Genomic DNA, 22,852 nt, shown 5'->3' on the forward strand with positions numbered 1-22,852 from the left:
GCAGGCAAGGGCCGCCGTGCGTCAGCAAAGGATCATTGTCATGACAGTTTCACGAGTTCACATCACGCCGCACATGCACTGGGATCGGGAGTGGTACTTCACCACCGAGGAGTCCCGCATCCTGCTGGTCAACAACATGGCGGAGATCCTGGCGCGGCTTGAATCCGACCCCGACTACAAGTTCTATGTGCTGGACGGCCAGACCGCGGTGCTGGAGGATTATTTCGCCATCCAGCCCGAGAACAAGGCCCGGGTTAAGGCGCTGGTGGAAGCGGGCAAGCTCATCATCGGCCCCTGGTACACCCAGACCGACACCATGCAGGTGAGCGGCGAGTCCATCCTGCGCAACCTGCTCTACGGGATGCGCGACTGCCTTAGCCTTGGCGAGCCGATGAAGATCGGTTACCTGCCCGATTCGTTCGGCATGTCCTCCCAGCTGCCCCACATCTTCAACGGCTTCGGGATCGATCGGGCCATGTTCTGGCGCGGCTGCTCCGAGCGTCACGGTACCGACAAGACCGAGTTCCTCTGGCAAAGCAACGACGGCAGCGAGGTGACCGCCCAGGTACTGCCGCTCGGCTACGCCATCGGCAAGTACCTGCCGGAAGATGAAGCTGGGCTGCGCAAGCGGCTCGAATCCTACTTCGAGGTGCTGGAGAAGGCCTCGGTGACCAAGGATATCCTGCTGCCCAACGGCCACGATCAGATGCCGCTGCAACAGAACATCTTCGCCATCATCGACAAGCTGCGGGAGATCTACCCCCAGCGTGAATTCCACATGAGCCGCTTCGAGCAGGTCTTCGAGCGCATCGAGGCGTACCGCGACCAGCTGGCCACCCTCAAGGGGGAGTTCAACGACGGCAAATACATGCGGGTACACCGCACCATCTCCTCCACCCGGATGGACATCAAGCTGGCCCACGCCGCCATCGAGAACAAGATCGTCAACATCCTCGAACCGCTGGCGAGCATCGCCTGGGCACTCGGCTTCGAGTACCACCATGGGCTGCTGGAGAAGATGTGGAAGGAGATCATGAAGAACCACGCCCACGACAGCATCGGCTGCTGCTGCAGCGACAAGGTGCATCAGGAGGTGATGACCCGCTTCATTCTGGCCGACGACATGGCCGAGAACCTGATCCGCTTCTACATGCGCAAGATTGTCGACAACATGCCGGTGGCGCTGTGCGAAGACGGCGTGCAGGTGGCCGACAAGCTCTGCCTGTTCAACCTGATGCCCTTCCCCCGTCAGGAGGTGATTAACACCAGCATCCGCATTCGCGCCCAATCCTTTGCCCTGCGCGATGAAGCGGGCCAGCCGGTCCCCTACTTCATCCGTGCCAGACGCGAGATAGACCCGGGTCTGGTGGACAGGCAGATCGTTCACTACGGCAACTACGACCCCTTTATGGAGTACGACATCCAGCTCTACCATCCCCTGCCCGCCATGGGCTATTGCACTCTCCATATCGAGGGCAACCAGCCAGGACTGGAGCAACCGGTGACGGCCAGCGGCGAGCTGCTGGAGAACGATTTTTATCGCATCACCCTCAATGACAACGGCACTTTGCAGATCCTGGACAAGCTGCGCGGCACCACCTTTGATCAGGTGCTCACGCTGGAAGAGGGCTCCGATGATGGTGACGAGTATGACTACTCGCCATCGCGGGACGAGTGGCTGCGCTACTCCACCGAGTTTGCGGTGACTCGCGAGGTCACCCATCAGGCGTGGCAGAGCATCGCTACGCTCAAACTGCGTATGGCCTTGCCTGCCAACCTCGCCGAGCGTGCCAACCGCCAGTGCAGCGGCCACCTCGATGTCATCTGCCGCATCACGCTGGCGCACCAGAGCCCGCGTATCGATATCGAGCTGGAGCTCGACAATCAGGCCGATGATCATCGGGTGCGAGTGCTGATCCCCACCCCCTTCCCGAGCGACACCGTGGTCTCTGACAACCAGTTTGGCTGCATCACCCGCCCCACCCGCGACAGCGCCATGGCGAACTGGGAAACGGAAGGGTGGAAAGAGGCGCCCATTCCGGTCTGGCAGCTGATGAACTTCGTCGCCCTGCAAGATGGCAAGCAGGGACTGGCGGTGCTGAGCGACGGTCTGCGCGAGTTTGAAGTGATCGGTGAGCAGTGCGACACCCTGGCACTCACCCTGCTGCGCGGGGTCGGCGTACTCGGTAAAGAGGAGCTGCTGCTGCGCCCGGGTCGCCCCTCCGGCATCAAGCTGCCCACCCCGGACTCCCAGGTGCGTGGCAAACTCAGCTGCCGTTTCAGCCTGCTGGCGTTTGCCGGCGATCACATCAGCGCCAACGTGATGCAGGCGGCGCGCAGCTACCTCACCCCGGTGCGCTGCTACAACAAGATCCCGTTCGATGCCATGAAGCTCAACAAGGCGAGCTTCACCACCCCGCTCCACTTCAGTCTGCTCTCCATGGATCCCTCCGGTCCGGTGCTGAGTGCCCTGAAGAAAGCCGAGGATGAAGAGGCGCTGGTGATCCGGGTCTACAACCCGAGCGAACAGGCGGTGCAGGAGGGTGGCAAAGTGACCAGCCAGCACACCTTGAGCGACTGGCAAGCGGTGCGGATGGACGAGCAGCCCCTGCCCCTTGAGCTGGCTGCTGGCGAGTTTGGCGAGCTGGCGCCCTGCCACTCCCGCAGCGTGCGCTTTCGGGTGGCTCGCGACTAACCGCCGGTAACACCCACAGGTAGCAACAGGCGGGGAAGAGTCATCCCCTCCCCGCCTGCTTATCCCTTCAAGCTGGCCTGCCACGCTTGATAACGGCATAAAAAAATCCCCGCCAATTGGCGGGGATTTTTATTGGGCCCTGCTTCATCCCGCGAGCGGGAGCGCGCACTTAGCTGGCCTTGCGCAGGATCTGCTCAAGGTAGTCGGCGAAGCGGTGACCGTGATGCTCCAGCAGTTTCGGGAACATGGAGATGGAGGTCATGCCTGGGAAGGTGTTGATTTCATTCAGCAGGATCTCCCCCTCCTCGGTCAGGAAGAAGTCGATGCGCGAGAGATGGGTCAGTTTCAGCTGACGGAACGCCTTGAGGGCATACTCGTGGATCGCATCGGCCTGCGCCTCGGTCAGCCCCTCGGCACGCAGTGCCGTCTCGGTATGGCTGGCGCTGCTGTACTTCTCTTCATAGGTGTAGAACTTGTCCTGCGGCACGCAGATCTCGCCCGGATAAGTCGCCACCAGCTCGTCACCGTACTGGTAAACCGCTACTTCCAGCTCGCGCGGCTTGACCGCTTTCTCGATCAGTACCTGTTCGGAGTAACCGAAGGCATCGGCAATACCTTTTACCAGATCCGCTTCGTTGCTAGCGGAGTAGCAGCCAACGGAAGAGCCCTGGGAAGCGGCCTTGATAAAGACCTTGCCCCACTTGGCCAGCGCGGCTTTGGCCTCGGCGAGCGCCGCCTCATTTTGCTCGGTCAGGAACAGGTACGGGGTGTTGGGAATACCGATAGCGGAGAGCCACAGCTTGGTGCTGATCTTGTTGAAGCAGATCTTGCTCGCCTCGGCATCGCAACCGAGATAAGGCAATCCGGCCAGCTCGAGGAAGGATTGCAGATCGCCGGTCTCACCCGGGTAGCCGTGGATGCAGGGCACCACGTAATCCACCGGACGGGCCACGCTGTCAAACGAAAGCAGCTTGTCGAGCCCCAGCTTGCACTCGCGGCCATCGGCACTGAGCCAGCGATCGGCGAACATCTCGACGCGGGTCACTTCGACACCGGGCAGAAGGCCCAGTTGTTGCTCGAGGAAATTGGCGCTGCGCAGAGAAACCTCGTGCTCTGAGCCACCGCCGCCGCACAGCAGCAAGACATGCATGTTCTTCATTAGATGTGATCCCTTGGGAAAAGCGGCCTCGTCATGACCATTTGATAAGCCAACCACCATAAAAACCGGACGAAGCCAGATACGAACATAAGTGCGCGCCAGTGTAGCAAGGGAGATCAACCCTTGTCAGCTGATGGGAGACCCATGACCCCACTTCTTGCAGTGAAAAGTCTCCCCTGTGTCAAAATCGGGACACATTGCCCCTCAGCGCGGGGGATCGACCCTTCCCATGCCGTTGCCATTGACCCGAAACCAGCCGGCAATACTGTAGCGCTCGCGATTGGCAGGCAGTACCTCGTGGGGAAACTCCTCGGAGAGAAACATGACCAGCCGCCCCCCCTTGGGGCTGACATCCATCAGAAACTGCTCCTTGTCGTCATACATGCGCAGCACTCCACCCGCTTCGGGCAGCCAGTCGTTGTTGAGGTAAAACACGGTGGTAAGACGGCGGTTGGAGCGACCGGCAAAGGCATCCCGATGGGTGGCGTAAAAATCCCCGCTGCGATAGCGGGCGAAGTGGGCCTCGTAGTCGAACAATCCCAGCATCAGCATCCGGTTGGCGGCAAGACGCAGGGACTCCATCCGGGCGAGGTAGTCAGCCACCGGCGCACCGAGGGAGGGCTCCAGCCAGTGGATCTGGTCACGGCGAATGTCGGGATTGCCCTGGTGCAGGGCGTCACGGCCGATCCCGGCCGGTTGCCATTCGCTTGGCAAACAGGCTTTGAGGGCATCCACCTCGGTGGCGGTCAAAAAATCATCCACTATCACCCATCCCCGGGTGTAAATGGCATCCATGGCAGCTTGATAGTCCAAGATTGGCTCACAATGAGTAGAAAGAGGGCGCTTTGTAGCGACTTACCGGCAAAGTCACAAACCGGTTTGCTTCTCTTGAGAAGTCCCAACATCAATACGCGAGTTGCTGCCCGCCGCCCCGCGTTTTTGTCGACAGTTGTGATCCCGCTCTGCCAAGGAGCGTATTGGCTGTCGAAACTGTGATGGCCCTTGCAATCAAGGGGACGGATCCTTGCTCTCACCTTGCCGTTAAAAGAGCCAACCGATACCGTAGCCACATCACCATCATGTCGTTAGGCCGGCGCTCATCGCCACAACCGACCTGACACCCCACGGATAACCACGAGAAGGATCTGCTTATGCCTCTGCCCGACCTTATTTTGCAACAACTGGATGGAAGCCCCTACCCGCTGACTCAACTGGCGGGCAAGGTGGTACTGGTGGTCAATGTGGCTAGCCGATGTGGCTTTACTCCTCAATACGAGGGGCTGGAAGCCCTCTATCGCGAGCTGGGGCCAGAGGGGTTGGTGATCCTGGGCTTCCCCTGCAACCAGTTTGGCAATCAGGAGCCGGGGGATGCGGACGAGATCGCTCGCTTCTGCTCTCTCGATTATCCGGTCAGCTTCCCCATCATGGCCAAGTGCGATGTCAACGGTGAACAGGCCCACCCCCTCTATCAATGGCTCAAGAAAGAGAAACCGGGGCTGCTGGGGCTCGAAAACGTCAAGTGGAACTTCACCAAGTTCCTGATCGACCGTGATGGCAAGGTGGTTGACCGCTTTGCTCCCACCACCAAGCCGGAGAGTCTGGTCACCCCCATCCGCGACCTGCTCTGATTGCTTTTCGCGATACAAAAGAGCGGCCGGTACAACAGCTACTGCGCAGCGGCCGCTCTTTTGCTATATTACGCCCCCGTTATCATTTCCATATCGTGGCTGGCTCCAACGCGCTGGCCACCCGTTGAGCCAAAGGCTCATCTCAGGAGTTTCTCTCGAACATGTCATTCAACGAACTGGGTCTGTCCCCGCACATCCTGCGGGCCGTCAAGGAGCTGGGTTACGAACAGCCAACCCCCATCCAGCAGCAAGCCATTCCGGCTATTCTGGCTGGTCAGGATGTGCTCGGCGGTGCCCAGACAGGCACAGGCAAAACGGCCGGTTTCACCCTGCCGATGTTGCAGCGTCTGCTGGCCAACCATGGCCGCGGCCGACGTCAGGTGCGCGCCCTGGTGCTCACCCCGACCCGCGAACTGGCGGCACAGGTGGGCGAGAGCATCATAAAGTATGCCCACCACCTGCCGTTCAAGACTCTGATCGCCTATGGCGGTGTCAGCATCAAGCCCAATCTGGACGCCATCAAGCTGGGGGTGGACATTTTGGTCGCCACCCCGGGCCGTCTGCTGGATCTGCTGACCCAGGGCGCCCTGACCCTGAGCCAACTGGAAGTGTTGGTACTGGATGAAGCGGATCGCATGCTCGACATGGGCTTTATCGTCGACATCCGCCGCATCATGAAGGCGCTGCCTGCAGAGCGGCAAACCCTGCTCTTCTCTGCCACCTTCTCAAACGACATCAAGGCGCTGGCCGATGACCTGCTGAACGACCCCACCCTGATCGAGGTGGACCCCAGCAATACTGCCGCGGAGCAGGTGACCCAACGCATCATTCAGGTGGATCGGGAACGCCGCCGCGAGCTGCTCTCCCACATGATTGGCCGTGGCAACTGGCAGCGGGTGCTGGTCTTTGTTCGCACCAAGCAGATCGCCGACCGCCTCGCCCAGCAGATGCAAAAAGATGGCCTCAATACCGTGGCGATCCACGGTGACAAGAGCCAGGGAGCACGCAACCGGGCGCTGGCCGATTTTCGCAGTGGCGACGTTCGGGTATTGGTGGCAACCGATATCGCCGCCCGCGGTCTGGATATCGATCAACTGCCCTACGTGATCAACTTCGAACTGCCCCAGATGGCGGAGGATTACATCCACCGTATCGGCCGTACCGGCCGCGCCGGTCGTGGCGGCGAGGCAATCTCGCTGGTCAGCCAGGACGAGCTGGGTCAGCTCAAGGCTATCGAAGCCTTGATCGGCCAATCCCTGACCGTGGAGATCCTGGAAGGGTATGAGCCAAGCGGCAAGCCGAGTCGCCAGACTCTGCCGGGCAGCAAGCCGGTGCAGAACCCGCCCCGGGCTCGCGGCCATGCCAACGCCAAGAGCAATGCCAAAGGCAAACCTGCCGCAGGCAAGGGCAAAGCCAAGGATGATGCCTCCAAGAAGCCCGCCCAGTCTCCTCAAAACAAGTCCCGCAAGCGGGAAGTGGTGGGCGAGGATATCGGCTTTGCGCCAATGCGCCGCTTGCCCAAAGCAATGCGCGACAGCTATCAGGAGAGCAGCGACGAGTAAGCTCGCGCGACGCTAACTGCCAAGCCAAAAGAGGGAGCCTGCAAGGCTCCCTCTTTCGTTGTGGATCACACGGAGCCGTGCAAATGCTCCACTCGGGCTCAGACCAGCGAATGGCGCACCGCGGCGGTACCATGGCTGGGCGGCGCTGAACCATCGAGCGGATTGAGCTGCAGGAACTCGAACAAGCCAGCCTGCATATTGACGTTCCAGAAGCGTCCGGCAAGGGTGAGTTGCAGTCGCTCATGGCTTATCTCGGCCAAGCCATGCTGCTGCCAGGCCGAGAAGAGCGGCATCAGATGAGCACGCAAGGAGACCGGCAGACGATCCAGCGCCAGCACGCCACTGTCGAGGGCACCGCGCAGCAGACCGTCCATCCTTGCATTGGGATTGCGCCCCATCACCATCCCGGGCGCCCGCTTGCCACTGGCCAGCGCGTCGTGCCAGGGGGCCAGATCCCGTCCATACATCAAGCCGTGGCCAAGAATGCTGCCCCCCGCACCGGCGCCAAAGGGGAGGATCTCCGCACCGCGCTTGGCCATCTGGTTATAACGACTCTGCTCGGCCGGACTGCGCCGCCAGTGACTGCAAGAGAGACGCTCCCAGCCGTGGGCTTCCAGTTGCGCCCCGCCATAGGCATACATGGCCGCCCGCTGCTGGCCATCGGCGAGCCAATCCAGGGTGCCCTTCTCCTGCGCCCGCTCCAGATTGGTGCCCTGCATGGCGATGAGCTGATAGAGATCGACCCCGTGTACACCGCTCGCCATCACATCGCGGATATCCTGCTGCCACACGGCATCATCCTGACCGGGCAGACCAAAGATGAGATCCGCCACGATCACAGCCGCATCATCCCGGGTCAGCTCACCCAGACGGGTCAGCAGCGTCTCCCTGTCATCGAAACGGGCCGCCTGCTGACGCACCCGGGTATCAAAGCTCTGCACCCCGAATGAGAAGCGGTTGAAGCCCCCGGCCAGCGCCACCTGCCATTTCTCATCATCAAAGCCGTTGAGCCGCCCCTCCAGCGTCACCTCGGCATCGGCCGACAACGGAAAACGGCGGATCACGGCGGCCAGCATGGCCAGCTCGTCGGCGCTCATGTCGGTCGGCGTACCGCCCCCCACATAGACGGCTGAAAATGGCAGGCTCTGCGCCAGCGGGGTGTCAGCCGCCTGCGCAAGGGAGGCGCACAGAGCGTTGACATAGCGGTTGATCCGCGCCGGGTTGGCGCCATTTTCAAAGAAATTGCAGAAGCTGCAGCGCTTGCGGCAAAACGGAATATGGATGTAGAGGGCGCGCTCCTCAGCTTCACTCTCTCGCTGCCACCAGCTCTGCCAGCCAGCCTCATCCAGCGGGAAGGGGCGCATCCCTCCCCGACTGGCGTGAGCCGAAGTCTTGGCGCTAAAAGCAAACTTGAGGGGATCCGGCGTGGCAATACCGGTCATGGAAGGGGTCAGATTCATGATGGTCACTATTTAGTAAATAATGACAATGATAACGATTATCGTTACTGGCATTTTGTTCTGGATCAACCCGCAGAGCCGTGCAGCTCGTCGAAGTCATTTTGGCAACCAGCATTACCGATCTGCTTAACAGATTATTTACTAAAGAGCGGTTATGGTGTGCCGATAGAGAACCATCATTCTTGCTCTCCTCGCCTACGCTCAGATGAAGCTGGAACAGATAAAACACAACAACGCATGGAACGCCCCGACTATGCATAACCTCTCCCTGAACTGGAAAATCTTTCTCCCTCTTGCGCTGGTCATCAGCACCACCTTTGGCCTCAGCTTCGAGCTCTCTGCCTGGCTGCAACGGGATCTCGCCATCCGGCTGGCAGAGGAGAAAGTTGAGAGCATGGCAAACACCTATATGGATCAGGTGAACGTGCTGATGATGACAGGTGGCATGGCCAACCGGCAGATAGTGCAGACCAAACTCAAGAGTGAAGCGGGCATCGTTGAAGCCCGTCTGGTACGCGCCCCCGCCGTCAGCAACCTGTTTGGCCCGGGTCACCCGGATCAGAAAGCGCAGGATCCCCTCGATGAGCGAGCCATCAATCAGGGCGAAGCCATTCTGGAGCAGCAGGGCAACCGGCTCACCCTGATCAAACCGTTCAAAGCCTACAAGGAGTATCGCGGCACCCAGTGCCTCACCTGTCACCAGGTCAATGAGGGGACCGTGATGGGGGCAGTGCGGATCAGTTATGACCTCAGCCACACCTTTGGCGAGATCCGCCACAACAACCTGATCCTGAGCGGCAGCCTGGCCGCCGTCTTCAGTCTCGGCTTCGGCTTGCTCTGGTGGGTATTGCAACGCTACGTGAAACACCCCCTGCGCCAGCTGCAGCTCACCATGATCCGGATGGCCAAAGAGCGCGATCTCGCCCTCCCCCTGCTCAACCAGAGTCAGGATGAGCTGGGCCAGATGACCCGTGCCGTCAATGAGATGGTGCAGGGCTTCAGGCACAGCCTGCAGGAAGTAGAAGGGGCGACCCATCAGCTCTATCAGGAGTCGAGCCAGATCCGTCAGGTGGCGACCCAGACAGAAAACTCGGCCCGTCAGCAAGAGTCGATGACCACTCAGGTTGCCGCCGCTGTAAGCGAGCTTGCGGCAAGCTCCCACGAAGTGCGCGAACATGCCCGCAAGAGCGCCGAGCTCTCCGCCCTCACCAATCAGGATGCCGCCAATACCAGCCGCCTCGCCCAGCACTCCATCATAGATATGGGCGAGATGTCGGCAGAAATTGATCGGGTGGATCAGGTGATCCAGCAACTCGATAGCCGCTGCCTCGCCGTTGACGGTGTGCTTGAGGTGATCAAGGGGATTGCCGATCAGACCAACCTGCTGGCCCTCAACGCCGCCATTGAAGCGGCCAGGGCCGGCGAGCAGGGCCGTGGCTTTGCGGTGGTAGCCGATGAAGTGCGGGCCCTCTCTAACCGTAGCCGCGCCGCCAGCGAGGAGATCTCCCAGATGATCGCCGCCCTGCAAAACGAGGCCCAAAGCGCCGTTGTGGTGATCGGGGATGCAAAAAGCAAAGCCGGTGAGAGCATCAGCAAGACAGAGGCAACCCTGGCGGCCATGCAAAACATCATTGGACGCATCGCCAGCATCAATGACCTCAACGCCCAGATGGCACAATCAGCAGAAGAGCAGGACAGGGTCTGCAGCGAAGTGGATCACGCGGTCAGCGACATTCGCAATACGTCCAATGACACTCTGGGTCAGGCCCATGCCGCCAACCTCGCCAGTATCCAGCTGGTCGAGCAGTGTCAAAAACTGGAGGCCTTGCTGAAAACCTACCGCTGGTAATCCAGCCAATGGCAACAAGCGCGCTCCCGAGTCGCGCTTGTTGCCACAAACTACCCTTGATGGGCGGTGTCGAGCATTCATCAATCCTCTTCAGCACATAGCATGTGTGCTTCATCTCCCTCGGCAACATAGCCTCAACAGTCATCCCACCAGGGATCCAGCAAGGTGAGCTGCTGGCGGTCGAGATCGAGTGCCACCTCGATGCCCAGCGGCAACGTCAGCATGGGGTGGGTATGGGCGCAGTCAAACTCCGCCAGAATGGGGAAGTTCGGCTCCCCCACCACCTCCAGCAGGATATCGAGGGGGCGCTTGCCGCTACCCTGATCGTTGAACAACTCGTGCTTGCCGAGGATAAGCGCGCCGATCCGATCAAACACCCCGCACAGCTTGAGATGGGCAAAGGAGCGCTCCAGCGTCTCGGCAGATTTCAGGCTGTCCTCCAGCAGCAAAATGTCACCGCGCTCGATGGGCGGCATATAGGGGGAGCCCCAGATCCCCGCCATGGTGTTGAGGTTGCCGCCAATCAGCCGTCCCTCAACTCGGCCTGAGCCCACCGAGATCAGCCGATTGGGCTGGCACTGCTTGGCCCGGGTCTGGTTCTCCCAGTCCAGCCGTTCATCGCTCCACTTTGCCGGGGTGGGCAGCGTGCAGGGGACGCCAGCTTCGTCGGCCAACGCAATCTGTAAAAAACTGCCCAGCGTCTTATCCACCAACGGCGGCAACTCGCCAAAGGAGGCCACCAGCGCCGGGCCATAAAAGGTAACCAGGCCAGTTTGGGCATGGATGCCGAGCAGCAACGCCGTCACATCGGAGTAGCCGACGATGATCTTGGTATCGCGCCTCAGCGCCTCAAAATCGAGATAAGGGAGCAGGGAGTTGGAGTTGCTGCCGCCAATCACCGACATGATGCAGCGTACTTCTGGGTCGCGAATAAGGGCATTGAGCTCCTCGGCCCGCGCGGCGATGGAGCCGGAGCGCCAGTGATCCTGCTGGCCGGAGAGGCTGCCCGCCTTGAGCCTAAAGCCCTGCCCCTCAAGAAAGGCTTTTGCGCGGGCAAAACGGTTGGGTGCCCAGGCGGTCGCCGCGCTGGAGGGGGAGAAAAAAGCGATGGTATCGCCACGTTGGAGCCGCGGGGGAACCAATAACGTCATGACACACTCATCCTTGCCAATATCCAGCCATCACAGAATTGTTGAGACTCCTACACAACCCCTTTGATCACAACGGGTTTATCACCATCGTTTAGAAATACAAAACACTTGATTCATTATTAACAGATATTCTAAACACCATCCCCTTCCTAGAATGACCTCATTGCGATGGCCAACCCCGGTTGGTTATCAGAATGGTCGGCCTGACAGCCCGAACGTTCTCTTTCCCACTTTTTCTCTCAGACTTATCAATGAGGTGCCTGTCATGAACAAAAACGCATCCCCCAGCGCATTGGTTGTAGAAGGCGGCGCCATGCGCGGCATATTTGCCAGCGGCGTGCTGGATGCGTTTATCGAGCATGACTATCGCCCCTTTGACTTCGCCATCGGCGTCTCGGCGGGGGCCACCAACTTGCTGGCTTATCTCGCCAGCCAGCATGGCCGCAGCCACGAGATCCTGACCAAACTGGCGTGCAGCCAACAATTTATGGATCCCCTGCGCTTTGCCAAGGGGGGCAATCTGGTGGATATCCACTGGCTGTGGAACACCAGCTGCAGCAAGTATCCCCTCGACATTCACGCCTACCGGGAGACCGGCATCCCCTTCTATGCGGTGGTGACCAATACCCTGACCGGCAAGGCGGAGTACATCCGGGTCAAGCCGGAGAACATGAACGAGGTGCTGCCTGCCAGCTGCGCCATTCCCCTCGCCTCCCACGAATACCCGGAGGTACACGGGGTACCGATGACAGATGGCGGGGTGGCCGACTCCATCCCGGTGATCGAGGCCTACCGCCGCGGTGCCCGTCACCTGACGGTGATCCTCTCCGAGCCCCTTGGCTACCGGCTCAAGCCGATGCCCTTCCCCTGGATGATCCGTACCCTGCTCAAGACCCGCCCCGCACTGGCACAGGCGCTGGAGCAGCGGGATCGCAGCTACAACGAGGCGCTCGATTTTATCGCCAATCCGCCGGAGGACTGCCAGATCGAGGTGATCGCCCCGGCCGACTACTTCCCCGTCTCCCGTTTCACCCGCGATATCAACAAGCTGGAGATGGGATACGTGATGGGCAAGTGCGCAGGCTATCAGGCCGCCCTGCTCAATTGACAAGGGTTTTACAGGCATGACCCGACCTGCCGCGACGCTCGCGCCGCCAACACAATAACAATCGGGTCAGTTGAGCAACATGAGTCATAAAAACAGACCGTGGCGAGGCAAGCGCGGCCAGAACAGATGCCAGACATCCTGACCGGCCCGCTCCTCATCCCTATGCCAGGGCATCTCACCCTCATACAAGGTGTTTATTTATGTCGTTTCTTCTCACCCAGCCCGCGCTGGCGCAGCTGTTCGAGCGGCTGCTGCCCGATTACCGGATCATGGCGCCCGCGGCCGAATATCGGGGCGGCCGCTTCTCCGACACCGACAACGTCACCTACCACAGCATCCGCCATCCGGCCGAGCTGGTGTGGCAGGAGAAGTCCCACTTCTCCCCGAAAGAGGTGGTGCTCCCCATCACCCAGACCCTGTTCCACTTCGACAATCTGGAGCTGCGCGAATCAAAGGTGGAGGCCAAGCCCACCCTGTTGTTCTTGCGCAGCTGCGATATCCACGCTCTGCGCAGGCTGGATCAGGTCTACCTGAAAAATGGCCAGAACAGCGACGTCTACTACGCCCGGCTTCGGAGCAAGCTCAAGCTGGTGCTGCTGGAGTGCCGCGAGAGCTTCGAGAACTGCTTCTGCGTCTCCATGGGCAGCAACGAGACCCGGGACTACGCCGCCGCCATTCGTCTGAGCGATGAGGGTGCCCGCATCGAGGTGAAGGATCCCGAGCTGCTCGGCTACTTTGCCGAACTGGGTGAATCCGATGACTTCACCCCGGAATATGTCCAGAGCAACCCGGTCAAGGTACGCACCCCGGACAGCGTTTGTGACGACCCGCAGCGGATCCGCCAGATCCTCACCGCCCATCCGGTCTGGGCCGAGTACGACAGCCGCTGCATCGGCTGCGGCCGCTGCACCACCTCCTGCCCGACCTGCAGCTGCTACAGCGTGCACGACCTCACCTATGCGGAGAACCCCAAGCAGGGTGAACGCCGTCGCCAGTGGGCAAGCTGCATGGTGGATGGTTTCAGCGACATGGCCGGTGGCCACGGTTTTCGCGCCAAACATGGCGAGCGCCTGCGTTATCGCGCCCTGCACAAGGTCAACGACTACAAGGCCCGTCAGGGGGAGGAGCACATGTGCGTCGGCTGCGGCCGCTGCGACGATCGCTGCCCTCACTACATCTCCTTTAGCAACATCATCAACAAGATGACCGATGTGGTCGAACAGACCATCGCAGCCGACAACGCGCAGGGGGCGAACTGATATGTGCCAGTGCCAGCAAACCGCAACAGCAGAACCGCAGCAGGACGTGGTCGAAAACCGCCTGCTGCCCAAGGCCTACACCATTCTGGCCATCGAGCGCCACACTGAGCTGGAGTGGAACTTTCGGGTCTCCCGCGACTTTGATGTCCACTACGGCCAGTTTGTCGAAATCTCCCTGCCCACCGTGGGCGAAGCGCCCATCTCGGTCTCCGACTATGGCGATGGCTACGTGGATCTGCTGATCCGCAAAGTCGGCAAGGTCACCGATGCGCTGTTTGCCCTCGATGTGGGCGACAAGGTGTGGATGCGCGGCGTCCATGGCAACGGCTACCCGCTGGAGGCCTATCGCAACCAGCACCTCATCGTGGTGGCGGGCGGCACCGGCGTCGCCCCGGTCAAGGGGCTGCTGCGTCGCTTCAGCAAACACCCGGAAGAGGTGAAATCCCTCGACATGATCCTCGGCTTCAAGAACGAGCAGGCGGTGCTCTATCGCCACGAGATGCCGCTCTGGGCCGAGCGCCAGAATCTCATCGTCACCCTGGATGAGGGTGAGGAGAGCGAGCAGTTTCGCATCGGCCGGGTCACCGACTACATCGACCAGCTGGATATCTCGGATAGCGAGGATATCCAAGCCATCGTGGTCGGCCCTCCCATCATGATCCGTTTCGTGGTGCTCGCCCTGCTTGAGCGCGGCATTCCCAAGGATCGCATCTGGGTCGACTACGAACGCCGCATGGCCTGCGCCGTGGGCAAGTGTGGCCACTGCCGGATGGGCGACACCTATATCTGCGTGGATGGACCAGTCTTTCGTTTTGACCAGGCCCAGCATCTGATCGACTAAGGGAGAACACCATGAGTCTCGATATCGACATCATCAAGGCCCGCGCCAAGAACGAATACCGTCTCTCCAAGGTGCGCGGTGAGGCGATGATCAGCGTGCGCATTCCCGGCGGGATCATGCCCGCCCACCTGCTGGCGGTGGCCCAGCAGATCGCCGAACAGTACGGCAACGGCCTGATCCACCTCACTACCCGCCAGAAGCTGGCGATGCCCGGCATCAAGTATCAGGACATGGACAAGGTCAACGCCGCCCTCGAACCCTTTATCAAGGAGATCGAGGTGGAGACCTGCGGCATCGAGGTTGAGGACACCCGCGCCGGTTACCAGACCATCGGCGGGCGCAACATCGTCGCCTGTCAGGGCAACACCATCTGCCAGAAGGGCAATATCGACTGCACCGGGCTGGCTCAGCGGATGGAGAAACACCTCTACCCCAACCCCTATCACCTCAAGATGGTGATCGCCGGCTGTCCCAACGACTGCGCCAAGGCCAACATGGCCGACTTCGGCATCCTCGGCATCGCCAAAATCCACTTCAATGCCGAGCGCTGCATCGGCTGCGGCGCCTGCGTCAAGGCATGCAGCCACCACGCGGTGGATTGCCTCGCCATCAAGCATGGCAAGGCGGTCAAGGAGGAGAGCAAGTGCATCGGCTGTGGCGAGTGCGTACTGGCCTGCCCGACCCTGGCCTGGCAGCGGGATCCCAAGCAGCTCTACATGGTCAAGCTGGGGGGACGCACCAGCAAAAAGACTCCCCGTACCGGCAAGCTGTTTCTCAACTGGGTCACCGAAGAGGTGCTGCATGCGGTGATCAAGAACCTGTTCGAGTTCGAGACCGAGATGCTGGATGGCAAACCCATCTATCTGCACATGGGTCACCTTATCGACCGGGCCGGTTATCACAAGTTCAAGGAGCGGGTGCTGCGCGGCGTCACCCTCAATCCGGAAGCCATGGTCGCTGACCGCATCTTCTGGGCCGAAGATCAGTACGTCGCCAACATGCACGTCAAAGCAGTGCCATAGGAAAAACCTCGTTTGGGGAAGCGTGATCAAGTGGCCGACACCGGTGGGGATCTGTCGTTGGCCCGGGCGTAGATCACCCTTCCCCTTTTTTATTCCCGTCGGGGGATCTTTCCCCCGACCATCCGGGGTGCGTCACGGCGCGCCCTGCTATCTCGCCCGGCGCGGCATTGCGAGCGGGCCAGCATCCGGAGCCTGTTATGGACTTTCTCCCTCTCTTTTGTCAGCTGCAAAACAAACCGGTCCTGATCGTCGGCGGCGGTGAGGTGGCGGTACGCAAGGCGCGCCTGCTACTCGATACCAAGGCGAAGATCACCATCAATGCCCCGCATCTGGAACCCCAGCTGATGAGCTGGGCCGAGCAGGGCCGCCTGACCATCTGCGCCGCCAATTTTCATCCCGAACTGCTCGATGGCAAGTGGCTGGTGATCGCTGCCACCAATAATCCAGAGGTCAACCATCAGGTCTTTCATGAGGCGAGCCTGCGCCAGATCTTCTGCAATGTGGTGGACTCTCCGGCCCACTGCAGCGCCATCATGCCTGCCATCATCGACCGCTCGCCGCTGATGGTGGCCATCTCCAGCGCAGGCGCGGCCCCGGTTCTAAGCCGCCAGCTGCGGGAAAAACTTGAAGCCATGCTGCCGCAACACCTCGGCCAGCTCGCGGCGCTGGCGGGCAAGCTGCGCGAGCGGGTCAAACTCATTCCGGACAAGCTGGCCCGCCGCCGCTTCTGGGAGCGACTCTTTAGCCATGAGCGACTGGCATGCCAGCTGGCCCGCGGCCAGCAGCAAGCTGCCGAGCAGAGCGTCGCCGAGCTGCTCGATGAGCAACCACAGAGCAAGGGAAGCGTGACCCTGGTGGGCGCCGGCCCCGGCGATGCGGGGCTGCTTACCCTGAGCGGTCTGCAACAGCTGCAACAGGCAGATGTGGTGGTCTATGACCGACTGGTCTCGCAGGAGGTGCTGGCACTTGTTCGCCGGGATGCCGAGCGGATCTTTGTTGGCAAGGAGGCGGGCCGCCACTGTGTGCCCCAACAGGCGATCAACCAACTGTTGCTGGAACAAGCGCAGCTGGGCAAACAGGTGGTGCGGCTCAAGGGGGGCGATCCCTTTATCTTTGGCCGGGGTGGCGAGGAGCTGGAAACCCTGGCCGAGGCGGGCATCCCCTTCTCGGTGGTACCGGGCATTACAGCTGCATCGGGTTGCGCCGCCTACAGCGGCATTCCCCTCACCCACCGCGATCACGCCCAGCGGGTGCAGTTCATCACCGGCCACGACAAGGAGGGCAATATCGCCCAGGAGTGGTCGGCGCTGGCGGCCCGCCGCCAGACTCTGGTCTTCTACATGGGGCTGGCCCACGCTGCCCGCATTCAGGATGAGCTGCAAACCCACGGCATGCCCGGTCATACCCCGGTGGCGCTGGTGGAGCAAGGCACCCAGCTAAGTCAGCGGGTGGTGCGCGGCGAGCTGCAGCAGTTGGCCGAACTGGCCCGTCAGGTGAAGAGCCCGAGCCTCATCATCATCGGCTCGGTGGTCACTCTGGCCGACAAGCTGGACTGGTATGGGGAAGCCAACGCCATCCACGGCATCTAACTCCGCACGGCTATCATCTAATAGCGACAAGAAAGCAGAGAGCGGCCATGCCGCTCTCTGCTTTTTGCATCAATGACCAAGCCGTGGCACGGCACGTCTGTTACTCGAGCCTGATGGGGCCGGTATTCTGAACATCGCTGTCATTCCAGTCGCTCTCATCGCGAATACGCGGATCCCCCTGCAAGGTGTAGAGGATGGTGCCCTGACGAAACTGCAGCGCACCATCGGCCCGTTTCGCCTTCACCTTGACCCCGTTAACCCACACCTGCTCCTTGCCATCCACCTGAATATTGGCCACCGTGGCACCTGTCTCGCGGTTCTTGGCTACCCACTTGCCCTGATAGGGCGAGTCCCCCTTGGCCATCGGCAATGCGGCGGCCTTGCCCGCCGACCAAGCGTGCACGGTGCAAAAGCCATGAGCCCGGCGATCATGTTTGATGACGTAATCCAGGGTGGGTTCGCTGGCGGGCAGATCGAAGGTGATCCCGATGACCACCTTGCCGTTTGTGGCCGAATAGGCGGCGGGCGCCAGCGTTTTCAGGGTCGCCTTCTTGCCATTGATAAAGACGTTGCCCCCTTGTGACTTGACCCGGATATCGGTGGGACAAGTGGCGCTGAAATTGGGCAGCGCCGCGAGGGCACTGCCGGCATGGGCGGTCATGGCCAACATGACAAGGGTCAGCAGAGCAGGTTTTTGATTCATAGTGATACGCCTTCAAGAGAAGAGAACCTCGTCCGTGAGCGGTGTCGTTCCTGATGGCGGCACTCTAGCTTGACCCTCTCGGGCTACCCAGTTAAAAAAAATAAAACCGGTCAGTGGAATTATTAATAAATATAAATATTTAAAATCAATGAGTTGATAAAAACCCTTACCAACAACACGTATCTGCCAAGCAATAAAAAAGCCGATAACCCGGTTATCGGCTCATTGCCCATGAAGACGCTGGAGCCCGATCAGACCACCACGGCGGTGCCACTGATGCTGACCATCAGCATGCTGCCGTTTTGCCCCACCACTTCGTAGTCGATATCGATGCCGACCACCGCATTGGCGCCAAGGGCGGCGGCACGCTCTTTCAGCTCATCGAAAGCGATCTCGCGGGCACGGGCCAGCTCTTTTTCATAGGCACCGGAGCGGCCGCCGATGATGTCGCGGATCCCGGCAAAGAGATCCTTGAAAATGTTGGCGCCGAGAATGGCTTCGCCTACCACGATGCCGCGGTATTCACGAATGGTTTTGCCTTCCAGCGTGGGGGTCGTCGAGAGGATCATCTTGAACTCCTGTGAGTAGCAGAAGGGCTCAGACTACCCCAACTGCCCGAAAATCCCAACCGGAGGGTGACCTGTACGACGCCGCCCTTAAAAATCACGACAGCCAGATAAAAAAACACCGCGCACGGGGCGCGGTGTTTGTTTCAGAGGGCCATTGCCAACGGCAAGCCGTCACGGATTGTAAGAGACCACCGAGCCACTGAGGCCGGTCATCTGGGAGATCCGCCCCTGCATCCCCTGCAGTTTGGCCTTGGAGACATCCGGCCCGATAAAGACCCGGTTGAGCTGACCCTGCACCGGTGTGCGCGGCGAAGTGTGGGCAGAGTAGCCCGCCGCCCGTAGCTTGCTCACCAGCGCGTTGACGCTGTCGACGTTCTTGAAGGCGCCAAGCTGGAGGATCCAGCTACCCTGTGCCGGTGCCGCAGCAGGCGCGGGGGTGGTCGGCTGGGTCATTTTGCTTTCAATCAGATCGTCGAGGGACTTGATCTGACCCGCCTGCGGCTTGGTCGGTGTGGGTGCCTTGGCAACTTCAACCGGTTTGGCTGGCGTCGGCTTGGGTGCTGGCTTTGGCGGTTCGACCGGTTTTTTGGCCACCACTTCCGGCTTGGGCTGTGGCTTGGGTTGAGCATTCTGTTGCGGCTGGACCGGCGCCGGTGCGGCAGGGGTTGTCGCCGGCTGCCCGCCGTTGCCCTGACCGGCGAGGGTCATGGGGTCAGCCACCTCTTCCACTTGCCACTGCTGGGCCGCAGAGGCCTGTTGCTGGCTGGCCAGATGATCGGCTGGCAGGCTGCTGGCCGCCGAGACCTGCAGCGCAGGCTTGGCAGGCTCCAGCTCGGGGCGCAGCGGGATCTTGGCAAAGGCCTCCTCCTTTTGTGCCAGCTTGTGACCATCCAGCAAGTCCGGCAGGAAAATAACAACCAGGGCCACCAGGATGACGGTGCCCACCAGACGGTTTTGAAACTTAGAGGCCAAGTTGAATCCTACCTTTACGTAACTCAATATGCGATTTGGCTCCCCGCCCGAGGGCCGGGGAGCCGGGGTGTGGCCTAGACGGCGACACCCGCCAGAATGTCGGCGACAGTGTAAAACGAACCAAACACAATGACCATATCGTCCGGACTCGATGCGGCCAACGCTGCCTGATAAGCGGCGCTGACATCATCAAACTCCCTGGCAGGCCCCTTGCCCTCTCCCAACGCCGCAGCCAGTTGCGCAGAGGTGGCGGCGCGCGGGCCGGTGAGGCTGGCCAGATACCACTCGCCAATCAAGCCATCGAGTTCGGCAAGGGAGCCCGCCATGTCCTTGTCTTTGAGCATGCCGACCACGGCGCGGCGTACACCCGAGCAGGGCATCTTGCGCAATTGCGCGGCCAGATAGGCCGCCGAATGGGGGTTGTGGGCTACATCGACGATCACCAGCGGCGCACTTTGCAACTGCTGCATCCGGCCAGCCAGCCGGGCATTGGCAAGCCCGTCACGAATGGCGGACTCCGGCAGCGGCAAGCCAAGGGATTCCAGCGCCGCCAGCACGGTCACCGCGTTCATCAGTGGCAACGCCGGTTTTGGCAGATCCCGCCACTGGTTCAGGCCGTGATAATCCCAACCGCTCTCGTGCTCATCGCCACGAAAATCGATACCGACTTGACGCAGGTTGGCGCCAAGACGCGCCGCTTCGCTCGCGATAGTCGCAGGCGGATTGGGCTCACCGCTGATGGCGGGTTTACCGGCGCGATAGACCCCCGCCTTCTCCACCGCCACTGCTTCGCGGGTATCACCCAGCCAGTCGCAGTGATCGAGGGCAATGGAGGTGATCATCGCCACATCGGACTCCACCACATTGGTGGCGTCGAGTCGACCGCCCAGCCCCACTTCCAGCAGCAGCACATCTGGGGCGGCGCGGCAGAAGAGCCACAAACCGGCCAGGGTGGCGAACTCGAAGAAGGTAAGGGCAATCTCGCCGCGAGCAGCTTCCACCTCGGCAAAGGCGGCGCAGTGATCGCTGTCGGCCAGCTCTTGCCCGTTGACCCGCACCCGCTCGGTAAAGCGCAGCAGATGGGGCGAGGAGTAGACGCCGACCTTGTAGCCTGCGGCCATCAGAATGCTGGCCGCCATGGCACAGCTGGAGCCCTTGCCGTTGGTACCCGCCACCGTGATCACCTTGAACGGCAGCTGGCTGAGACCCATGCGCCGGGCAACGGCACCGACCCGATCCAGCCCCATGTCAATATTGACCGGATGGATCTGCTCCAAATAAGAAAGCCAGTCGACAAGCGACCGGCTTTGGGATTGTTGCATGTTTGAACTCATCTTCACTCTTCGATGACGTGAGTATTCAGCATTTTGGCAAGCAGGCTGGCCAGACGGTTACGCATTTCGCGGCGATCGATGATGATATCGATGGCACCCTTTTCCAGCAGGAACTCGGAGCGCTGGAAGCCTTCCGGCAGTTTCTCGCGCACGGTCTGCTCGATAACACGCGGGCCGGCAAAGCCGATCAGCGCCTTGGGCTCGCCCACGTTGATGTCACCCAGCATCGCCAGACTGGCAGAGACGCCACCCATGGTGGGGTCGGTCAGCACGGAGATATAGGGCAGGCCGGCTTTGGACAGACGGTCCAGCGCCGCACTGGTCTTGGCCATCTGCATCAGGGAGAACAGCGCTTCCTGCATGCGAGCACCACCAGAGGCGGAGAAACAGACCAGACCGCGGCCTTCCTTGATGCACTCCTCGACGGCGCGCACGAAGCGGGCACCGACCACGGAGGCCATAGAGCCACCCATGAAGGAGAATTCGAATGAACAGGCGACAACCGGTACCCCTTTGAGGGTCCCTTTCATCACCACCAGCGCATCTTTCTCCGCCGTCTCTTTCTGAGCGGCAGACAAACGATCCTTGTAGCGCTTGGAATCCTTGAATTTCAGTACATCCTGCGGCTCCAGCTCGGCACCGATCTCGGTACGACCCTGCTCGTCGAGGAAGCTCTCGAGACGGGCGCGGGCGCTGATGCGCATATGATGATCACACTTGGGGCACACTTCGAGGTTGCGCTCCAACTCTGCCCGGTAGAGCACCTGTTCACAAGCACTGCACTTGGTCCACACCCCTTCCGGAATGTTGTGACGACGGGGCGCAGTGATCTTGCTCTTGGGAAGAATCTTCTCAAGCCAGCTCATGGAATTCCTTAATGCTTTTGTGCCTGACAAAACGCATCGAGCCTAGATTGTTCAATGACTTAATAGCTCGATGGCAACAAATGACGGGTCATTAAACCACAATTTTTCGGGCGCAGTTACTAAAAACTGGTCGTACCCGGTGCCGAGTCCGGCAGCCACAGCGGGCCGAGCGGCAACTGCGGCAGAGCAAACTCGGCCGGGTAATCCACATCGACCAGATAGAGGCCACCGGCCTTGGCGGTCGGCCCGGCCAGATTGCGATCCTTGGCAGCCAGCACCTCGGCAATCCACTCCACCGGTTTGAGCCCCTGCCCCACCAGCAGCAGGGAGCCGGTGATGTTGCGCACCATATGGTGCAGGAAGGCGTTGGCCTTGATGTCGAGCACGATGTAGGGACCGGAGCGGCTGACACACAGATGGGTCACATTGCGCCACGGGGTGTTGGATTGGCAGGCGACGGCACGGAAGGTGCTGAAGTCGTGCTCCCCCAGCAGGCTCTGGCCCGCCTGGTGCATCAACTCGGCATCGATGGTCTCGTGGTAGTGGCTGACGCCACTGCCGAGGATCGCCGGCCGGTAGTTGTGGTTGTAGATGACATAGCGGTAGCGACGGGCGGTGGCGCTGAAGCGGGCGTGGAAGCTCTCGTCCACCTGTTTGACCCAGCGCACGGCGATATCCGGCGGCAGGTTGGAATTGAGCCCCAGGGTCCAGGCCCCTTCGGCACGGTTCGCCTCGGTATCGAAGTGGATCACCTGACCGGTCGCATGGACACCGGCATCGGTGCGTCCGGCACACTGGATGGAGACAGGGTGGTTGGCGATCCGGCTGATGGCCTTCTCCAACTCCTCCTGCACGCTGATCACTTCACGCTGACGCTGCCAACCGAAATACCGGCTGCCGTCATATTCAATACCTAGGGCAATTCGCATGGATAAACTTGTCTTGTTGTGAAACGCAGTGAAAGAAACGGGGCGGATTATACGCGCTCAACTCGAAAAGTCCCACAAACCGCCTGATTGGCTTGCATGGGCGGAGAATTCACCCTGTGCAAATTGTCATGAAGAAGGGGGCAGCCAATGGCTGCC

At 60.7% G+C, this 22,852-nt stretch carries 19 protein-coding genes; 9 read left to right on the forward strand and 10 right to left on the reverse strand.

Annotated elements, in window-relative coordinates; all coding sequences use genetic code 11:
* Positions 1-40 precede the first annotated feature (40 nt).
* Entirely contained in the window at positions 41-2,695 is a 2,655-nt protein-coding gene (mngB, locus tag G5315_RS02245; protein ID WP_421332285.1) for a mannosylglycerate hydrolase, read from the forward strand.
* A gap of 169 nt (positions 2,696-2,864) precedes the next feature.
* On the opposite strand, the gene G5315_RS02250 is transcribed toward mngB, so the two are convergent.
* Both G5315_RS02250 and G5315_RS02255 read right to left on the reverse strand, forming a co-directional pair.
* Entirely contained in the window at positions 2,865-3,854 is a 990-nt protein-coding gene (locus tag G5315_RS02250) for a D-alanine--D-alanine ligase (protein ID WP_040066371.1), read from the reverse strand.
* 204 nt (positions 3,855-4,058) lie between these two features.
* Positions 4,059-4,667: a 2OG-Fe(II) oxygenase gene (locus G5315_RS02255; RefSeq protein WP_040066372.1), complete on the reverse strand. Its 609-nt coding sequence runs from the start codon at positions 4,665-4,667 to the stop codon at positions 4,059-4,061.
* Positions 4,668-5,005: 338 nt separating this feature from the next.
* Here G5315_RS02255 and G5315_RS02260 point away from each other — a divergent pair, with 338 nt between their 5' ends.
* Together G5315_RS02260 and G5315_RS02265 are read left to right on the forward strand one after the other, a co-directional pair.
* Entirely contained in the window at positions 5,006-5,482 is a 477-nt protein-coding gene (locus G5315_RS02260; protein ID WP_040066373.1) for a glutathione peroxidase, read from the forward strand.
* A 161-nt stretch (positions 5,483-5,643) separates the two neighbouring features.
* Positions 5,644-7,044 (forward strand): DEAD/DEAH box helicase, encoded by a 1,401-nt coding sequence (locus G5315_RS02265; RefSeq protein ID WP_266133891.1) that lies wholly within the window; start codon positions 5,644-5,646, stop codon positions 7,042-7,044.
* Positions 7,045-7,142: 98 nt separating this feature from the next.
* Here G5315_RS02265 and hutW read toward each other — a convergent pair whose 3' ends face one another.
* Entirely contained in the window at positions 7,143-8,504 is a 1,362-nt protein-coding gene (gene hutW, locus G5315_RS02270) for a heme anaerobic degradation radical SAM methyltransferase ChuW/HutW (protein WP_421332287.1), read from the reverse strand.
* A gap of 253 nt (positions 8,505-8,757) precedes the next feature.
* Here hutW and G5315_RS02275 point away from each other — a divergent pair, with 253 nt between their 5' ends.
* On the forward strand, positions 8,758-10,353 hold the full coding sequence (locus G5315_RS02275; RefSeq protein WP_421332289.1) for a methyl-accepting chemotaxis protein: 1,596 nt from the start codon (positions 8,758-8,760) through the stop codon (positions 10,351-10,353).
* 134 nt (positions 10,354-10,487) lie between these two features.
* On the opposite strand, the gene G5315_RS02280 is transcribed toward G5315_RS02275, so the two are convergent.
* A complete protein-coding gene (locus tag G5315_RS02280) occupies positions 10,488-11,504 on the reverse strand; it encodes a S66 family peptidase (protein ID WP_421332291.1) in 1,017 nt (338 codons plus the stop codon).
* A 265-nt stretch (positions 11,505-11,769) separates the two neighbouring features.
* Between G5315_RS02280 and G5315_RS02285 the strand changes: the two genes are divergently transcribed.
* The 5 genes from G5315_RS02285 (at position 11,770) to cysG (ending at position 17,323) form a co-directional block, all read left to right on the forward strand.
* Positions 11,770-12,612, forward strand: coding sequence for a patatin-like phospholipase family protein (locus G5315_RS02285; protein WP_042053080.1), 843 nt, complete (start codon positions 11,770-11,772; stop codon positions 12,610-12,612).
* A 200-nt stretch (positions 12,613-12,812) separates the two neighbouring features.
* Positions 12,813-13,871 carry an anaerobic sulfite reductase subunit AsrA gene (gene asrA / locus G5315_RS02290; RefSeq protein ID WP_421332293.1) on the forward strand — a complete coding sequence of 353 codons (1,059 nt, stop codon included), beginning with the start codon at positions 12,813-12,815 and terminating at the stop codon, positions 13,869-13,871.
* Between the two features lies 1 nt (position 13,872).
* Positions 13,873-14,712 carry an anaerobic sulfite reductase subunit AsrB gene (asrB, locus tag G5315_RS02295; protein WP_227340730.1) on the forward strand — a complete coding sequence of 280 codons (840 nt, stop codon included), beginning with the start codon at positions 13,873-13,875 and terminating at the stop codon, positions 14,710-14,712.
* An 11-nt stretch (positions 14,713-14,723) separates the two neighbouring features.
* Positions 14,724-15,734: a sulfite reductase subunit C gene (gene asrC, locus G5315_RS02300; protein ID WP_421249195.1), complete on the forward strand. Its 1,011-nt coding sequence runs from the start codon at positions 14,724-14,726 to the stop codon at positions 15,732-15,734.
* Positions 15,735-15,931: 197 nt separating this feature from the next.
* A complete protein-coding gene (gene cysG, locus G5315_RS02305; protein ID WP_421332295.1) occupies positions 15,932-17,323 on the forward strand; it encodes a siroheme synthase CysG in 1,392 nt (463 codons plus the stop codon).
* 100 nt (positions 17,324-17,423) lie between these two features.
* On the opposite strand, the gene G5315_RS02310 is transcribed toward cysG, so the two are convergent.
* The 6 genes from G5315_RS02310 to truA form a co-directional block, all read right to left on the reverse strand.
* Positions 17,424-18,026, reverse strand: a complete 603-nt coding sequence (locus tag G5315_RS02310) for a hypothetical protein (RefSeq protein ID WP_151287200.1) — start codon at positions 18,024-18,026, stop codon at positions 17,424-17,426.
* Between the two features lie 251 nt (positions 18,027-18,277).
* On the reverse strand, positions 18,278-18,595 hold the full coding sequence (locus tag G5315_RS02315; RefSeq protein WP_005333757.1) for a heavy metal-binding domain-containing protein: 318 nt from the start codon (positions 18,593-18,595) through the stop codon (positions 18,278-18,280).
* Positions 18,596-18,766: 171 nt separating this feature from the next.
* Entirely contained in the window at positions 18,767-19,567 is an 801-nt protein-coding gene (dedD, locus tag G5315_RS02320; protein WP_279489274.1) for a cell division protein DedD, read from the reverse strand.
* Between the two features lie 74 nt (positions 19,568-19,641).
* Positions 19,642-20,901 (reverse strand): bifunctional tetrahydrofolate synthase/dihydrofolate synthase, encoded by a 1,260-nt coding sequence (gene folC, locus G5315_RS02325; RefSeq protein ID WP_421332296.1) that lies wholly within the window; start codon positions 20,899-20,901, stop codon positions 19,642-19,644.
* Positions 20,902-20,903: 2 nt separating this feature from the next.
* The gene (gene accD, locus G5315_RS02330; protein ID WP_042053089.1) at positions 20,904-21,767 is read right to left on the reverse strand and encodes an acetyl-CoA carboxylase, carboxyltransferase subunit beta; all 864 of its coding nucleotides are present in this window, start codon (positions 21,765-21,767) and stop codon (positions 20,904-20,906) included.
* 119 nt (positions 21,768-21,886) lie between these two features.
* Positions 21,887-22,696: a tRNA pseudouridine(38-40) synthase TruA gene (gene truA, locus G5315_RS02335; protein WP_139464005.1), complete on the reverse strand. Its 810-nt coding sequence runs from the start codon at positions 22,694-22,696 to the stop codon at positions 21,887-21,889.
* Positions 22,697-22,852 lie beyond the last annotated feature (156 nt).

The sequence above is a fragment of the Aeromonas sp. 603607 genome, assembly GCF_049171595.1.
In the GTDB taxonomy this organism is placed as follows: Bacteria; Pseudomonadota; Gammaproteobacteria; order Enterobacterales; family Aeromonadaceae; genus Aeromonas; species Aeromonas veronii.

What these genes read in the sequence shown, in the direction of transcription:
- asrA (WP_421332293.1), top strand. Translation starts at nt 12,813, where the DNA reads ATGTCGTTTCTTCTCACCCAGCCCGCGCTGGCGCAGCTGTTCGAGCGG.
- G5315_RS02250 (WP_040066371.1), bottom strand. Translation starts at nt 3,854, where the DNA reads ATGAAGAACATGCATGTCTTGCTGCTGTGCGGCGGCGGTGGCTCAGAG.
- G5315_RS02285 (WP_042053080.1), top strand. Translation starts at nt 11,770, where the DNA reads ATGAACAAAAACGCATCCCCCAGCGCATTGGTTGTAGAAGGCGGCGCC.
- asrB (WP_227340730.1), top strand. Translation starts at nt 13,873, where the DNA reads ATGTGCCAGTGCCAGCAAACCGCAACAGCAGAACCGCAGCAGGACGTG.
- G5315_RS02275 (WP_421332289.1), top strand. Translation starts at nt 8,758, where the DNA reads ATGCATAACCTCTCCCTGAACTGGAAAATCTTTCTCCCTCTTGCGCTG.
- G5315_RS02310 (WP_151287200.1), bottom strand. Translation starts at nt 18,026, where the DNA reads ATGAATCAAAAACCTGCTCTGCTGACCCTTGTCATGTTGGCCATGACC.
- G5315_RS02260 (WP_040066373.1), top strand. Translation starts at nt 5,006, where the DNA reads ATGCCTCTGCCCGACCTTATTTTGCAACAACTGGATGGAAGCCCCTAC.
- G5315_RS02280 (WP_421332291.1), bottom strand. Translation starts at nt 11,504, where the DNA reads ATGACGTTATTGGTTCCCCCGCGGCTCCAACGTGGCGATACCATCGCT.
- asrC (WP_421249195.1), top strand. Translation starts at nt 14,724, where the DNA reads ATGAGTCTCGATATCGACATCATCAAGGCCCGCGCCAAGAACGAATAC.
- folC (WP_421332296.1), bottom strand. Translation starts at nt 20,901, where the DNA reads ATGAGTTCAAACATGCAACAATCCCAAAGCCGGTCGCTTGTCGACTGG.
- accD (WP_042053089.1), bottom strand. Translation starts at nt 21,767, where the DNA reads ATGAGCTGGCTTGAGAAGATTCTTCCCAAGAGCAAGATCACTGCGCCC.
- cysG (WP_421332295.1), top strand. Translation starts at nt 15,932, where the DNA reads ATGGACTTTCTCCCTCTCTTTTGTCAGCTGCAAAACAAACCGGTCCTG.
- hutW (WP_421332287.1), bottom strand. Translation starts at nt 8,504, where the DNA reads ATGAATCTGACCCCTTCCATGACCGGTATTGCCACGCCGGATCCCCTC.
- mngB (WP_421332285.1), top strand. Translation starts at nt 41, where the DNA reads ATGACAGTTTCACGAGTTCACATCACGCCGCACATGCACTGGGATCGG.
- G5315_RS02265 (WP_266133891.1), top strand. Translation starts at nt 5,644, where the DNA reads ATGTCATTCAACGAACTGGGTCTGTCCCCGCACATCCTGCGGGCCGTC.
- G5315_RS02315 (WP_005333757.1), bottom strand. Translation starts at nt 18,595, where the DNA reads ATGATCCTCTCGACGACCCCCACGCTGGAAGGCAAAACCATTCGTGAA.
- truA (WP_139464005.1), bottom strand. Translation starts at nt 22,696, where the DNA reads ATGCGAATTGCCCTAGGTATTGAATATGACGGCAGCCGGTATTTCGGT.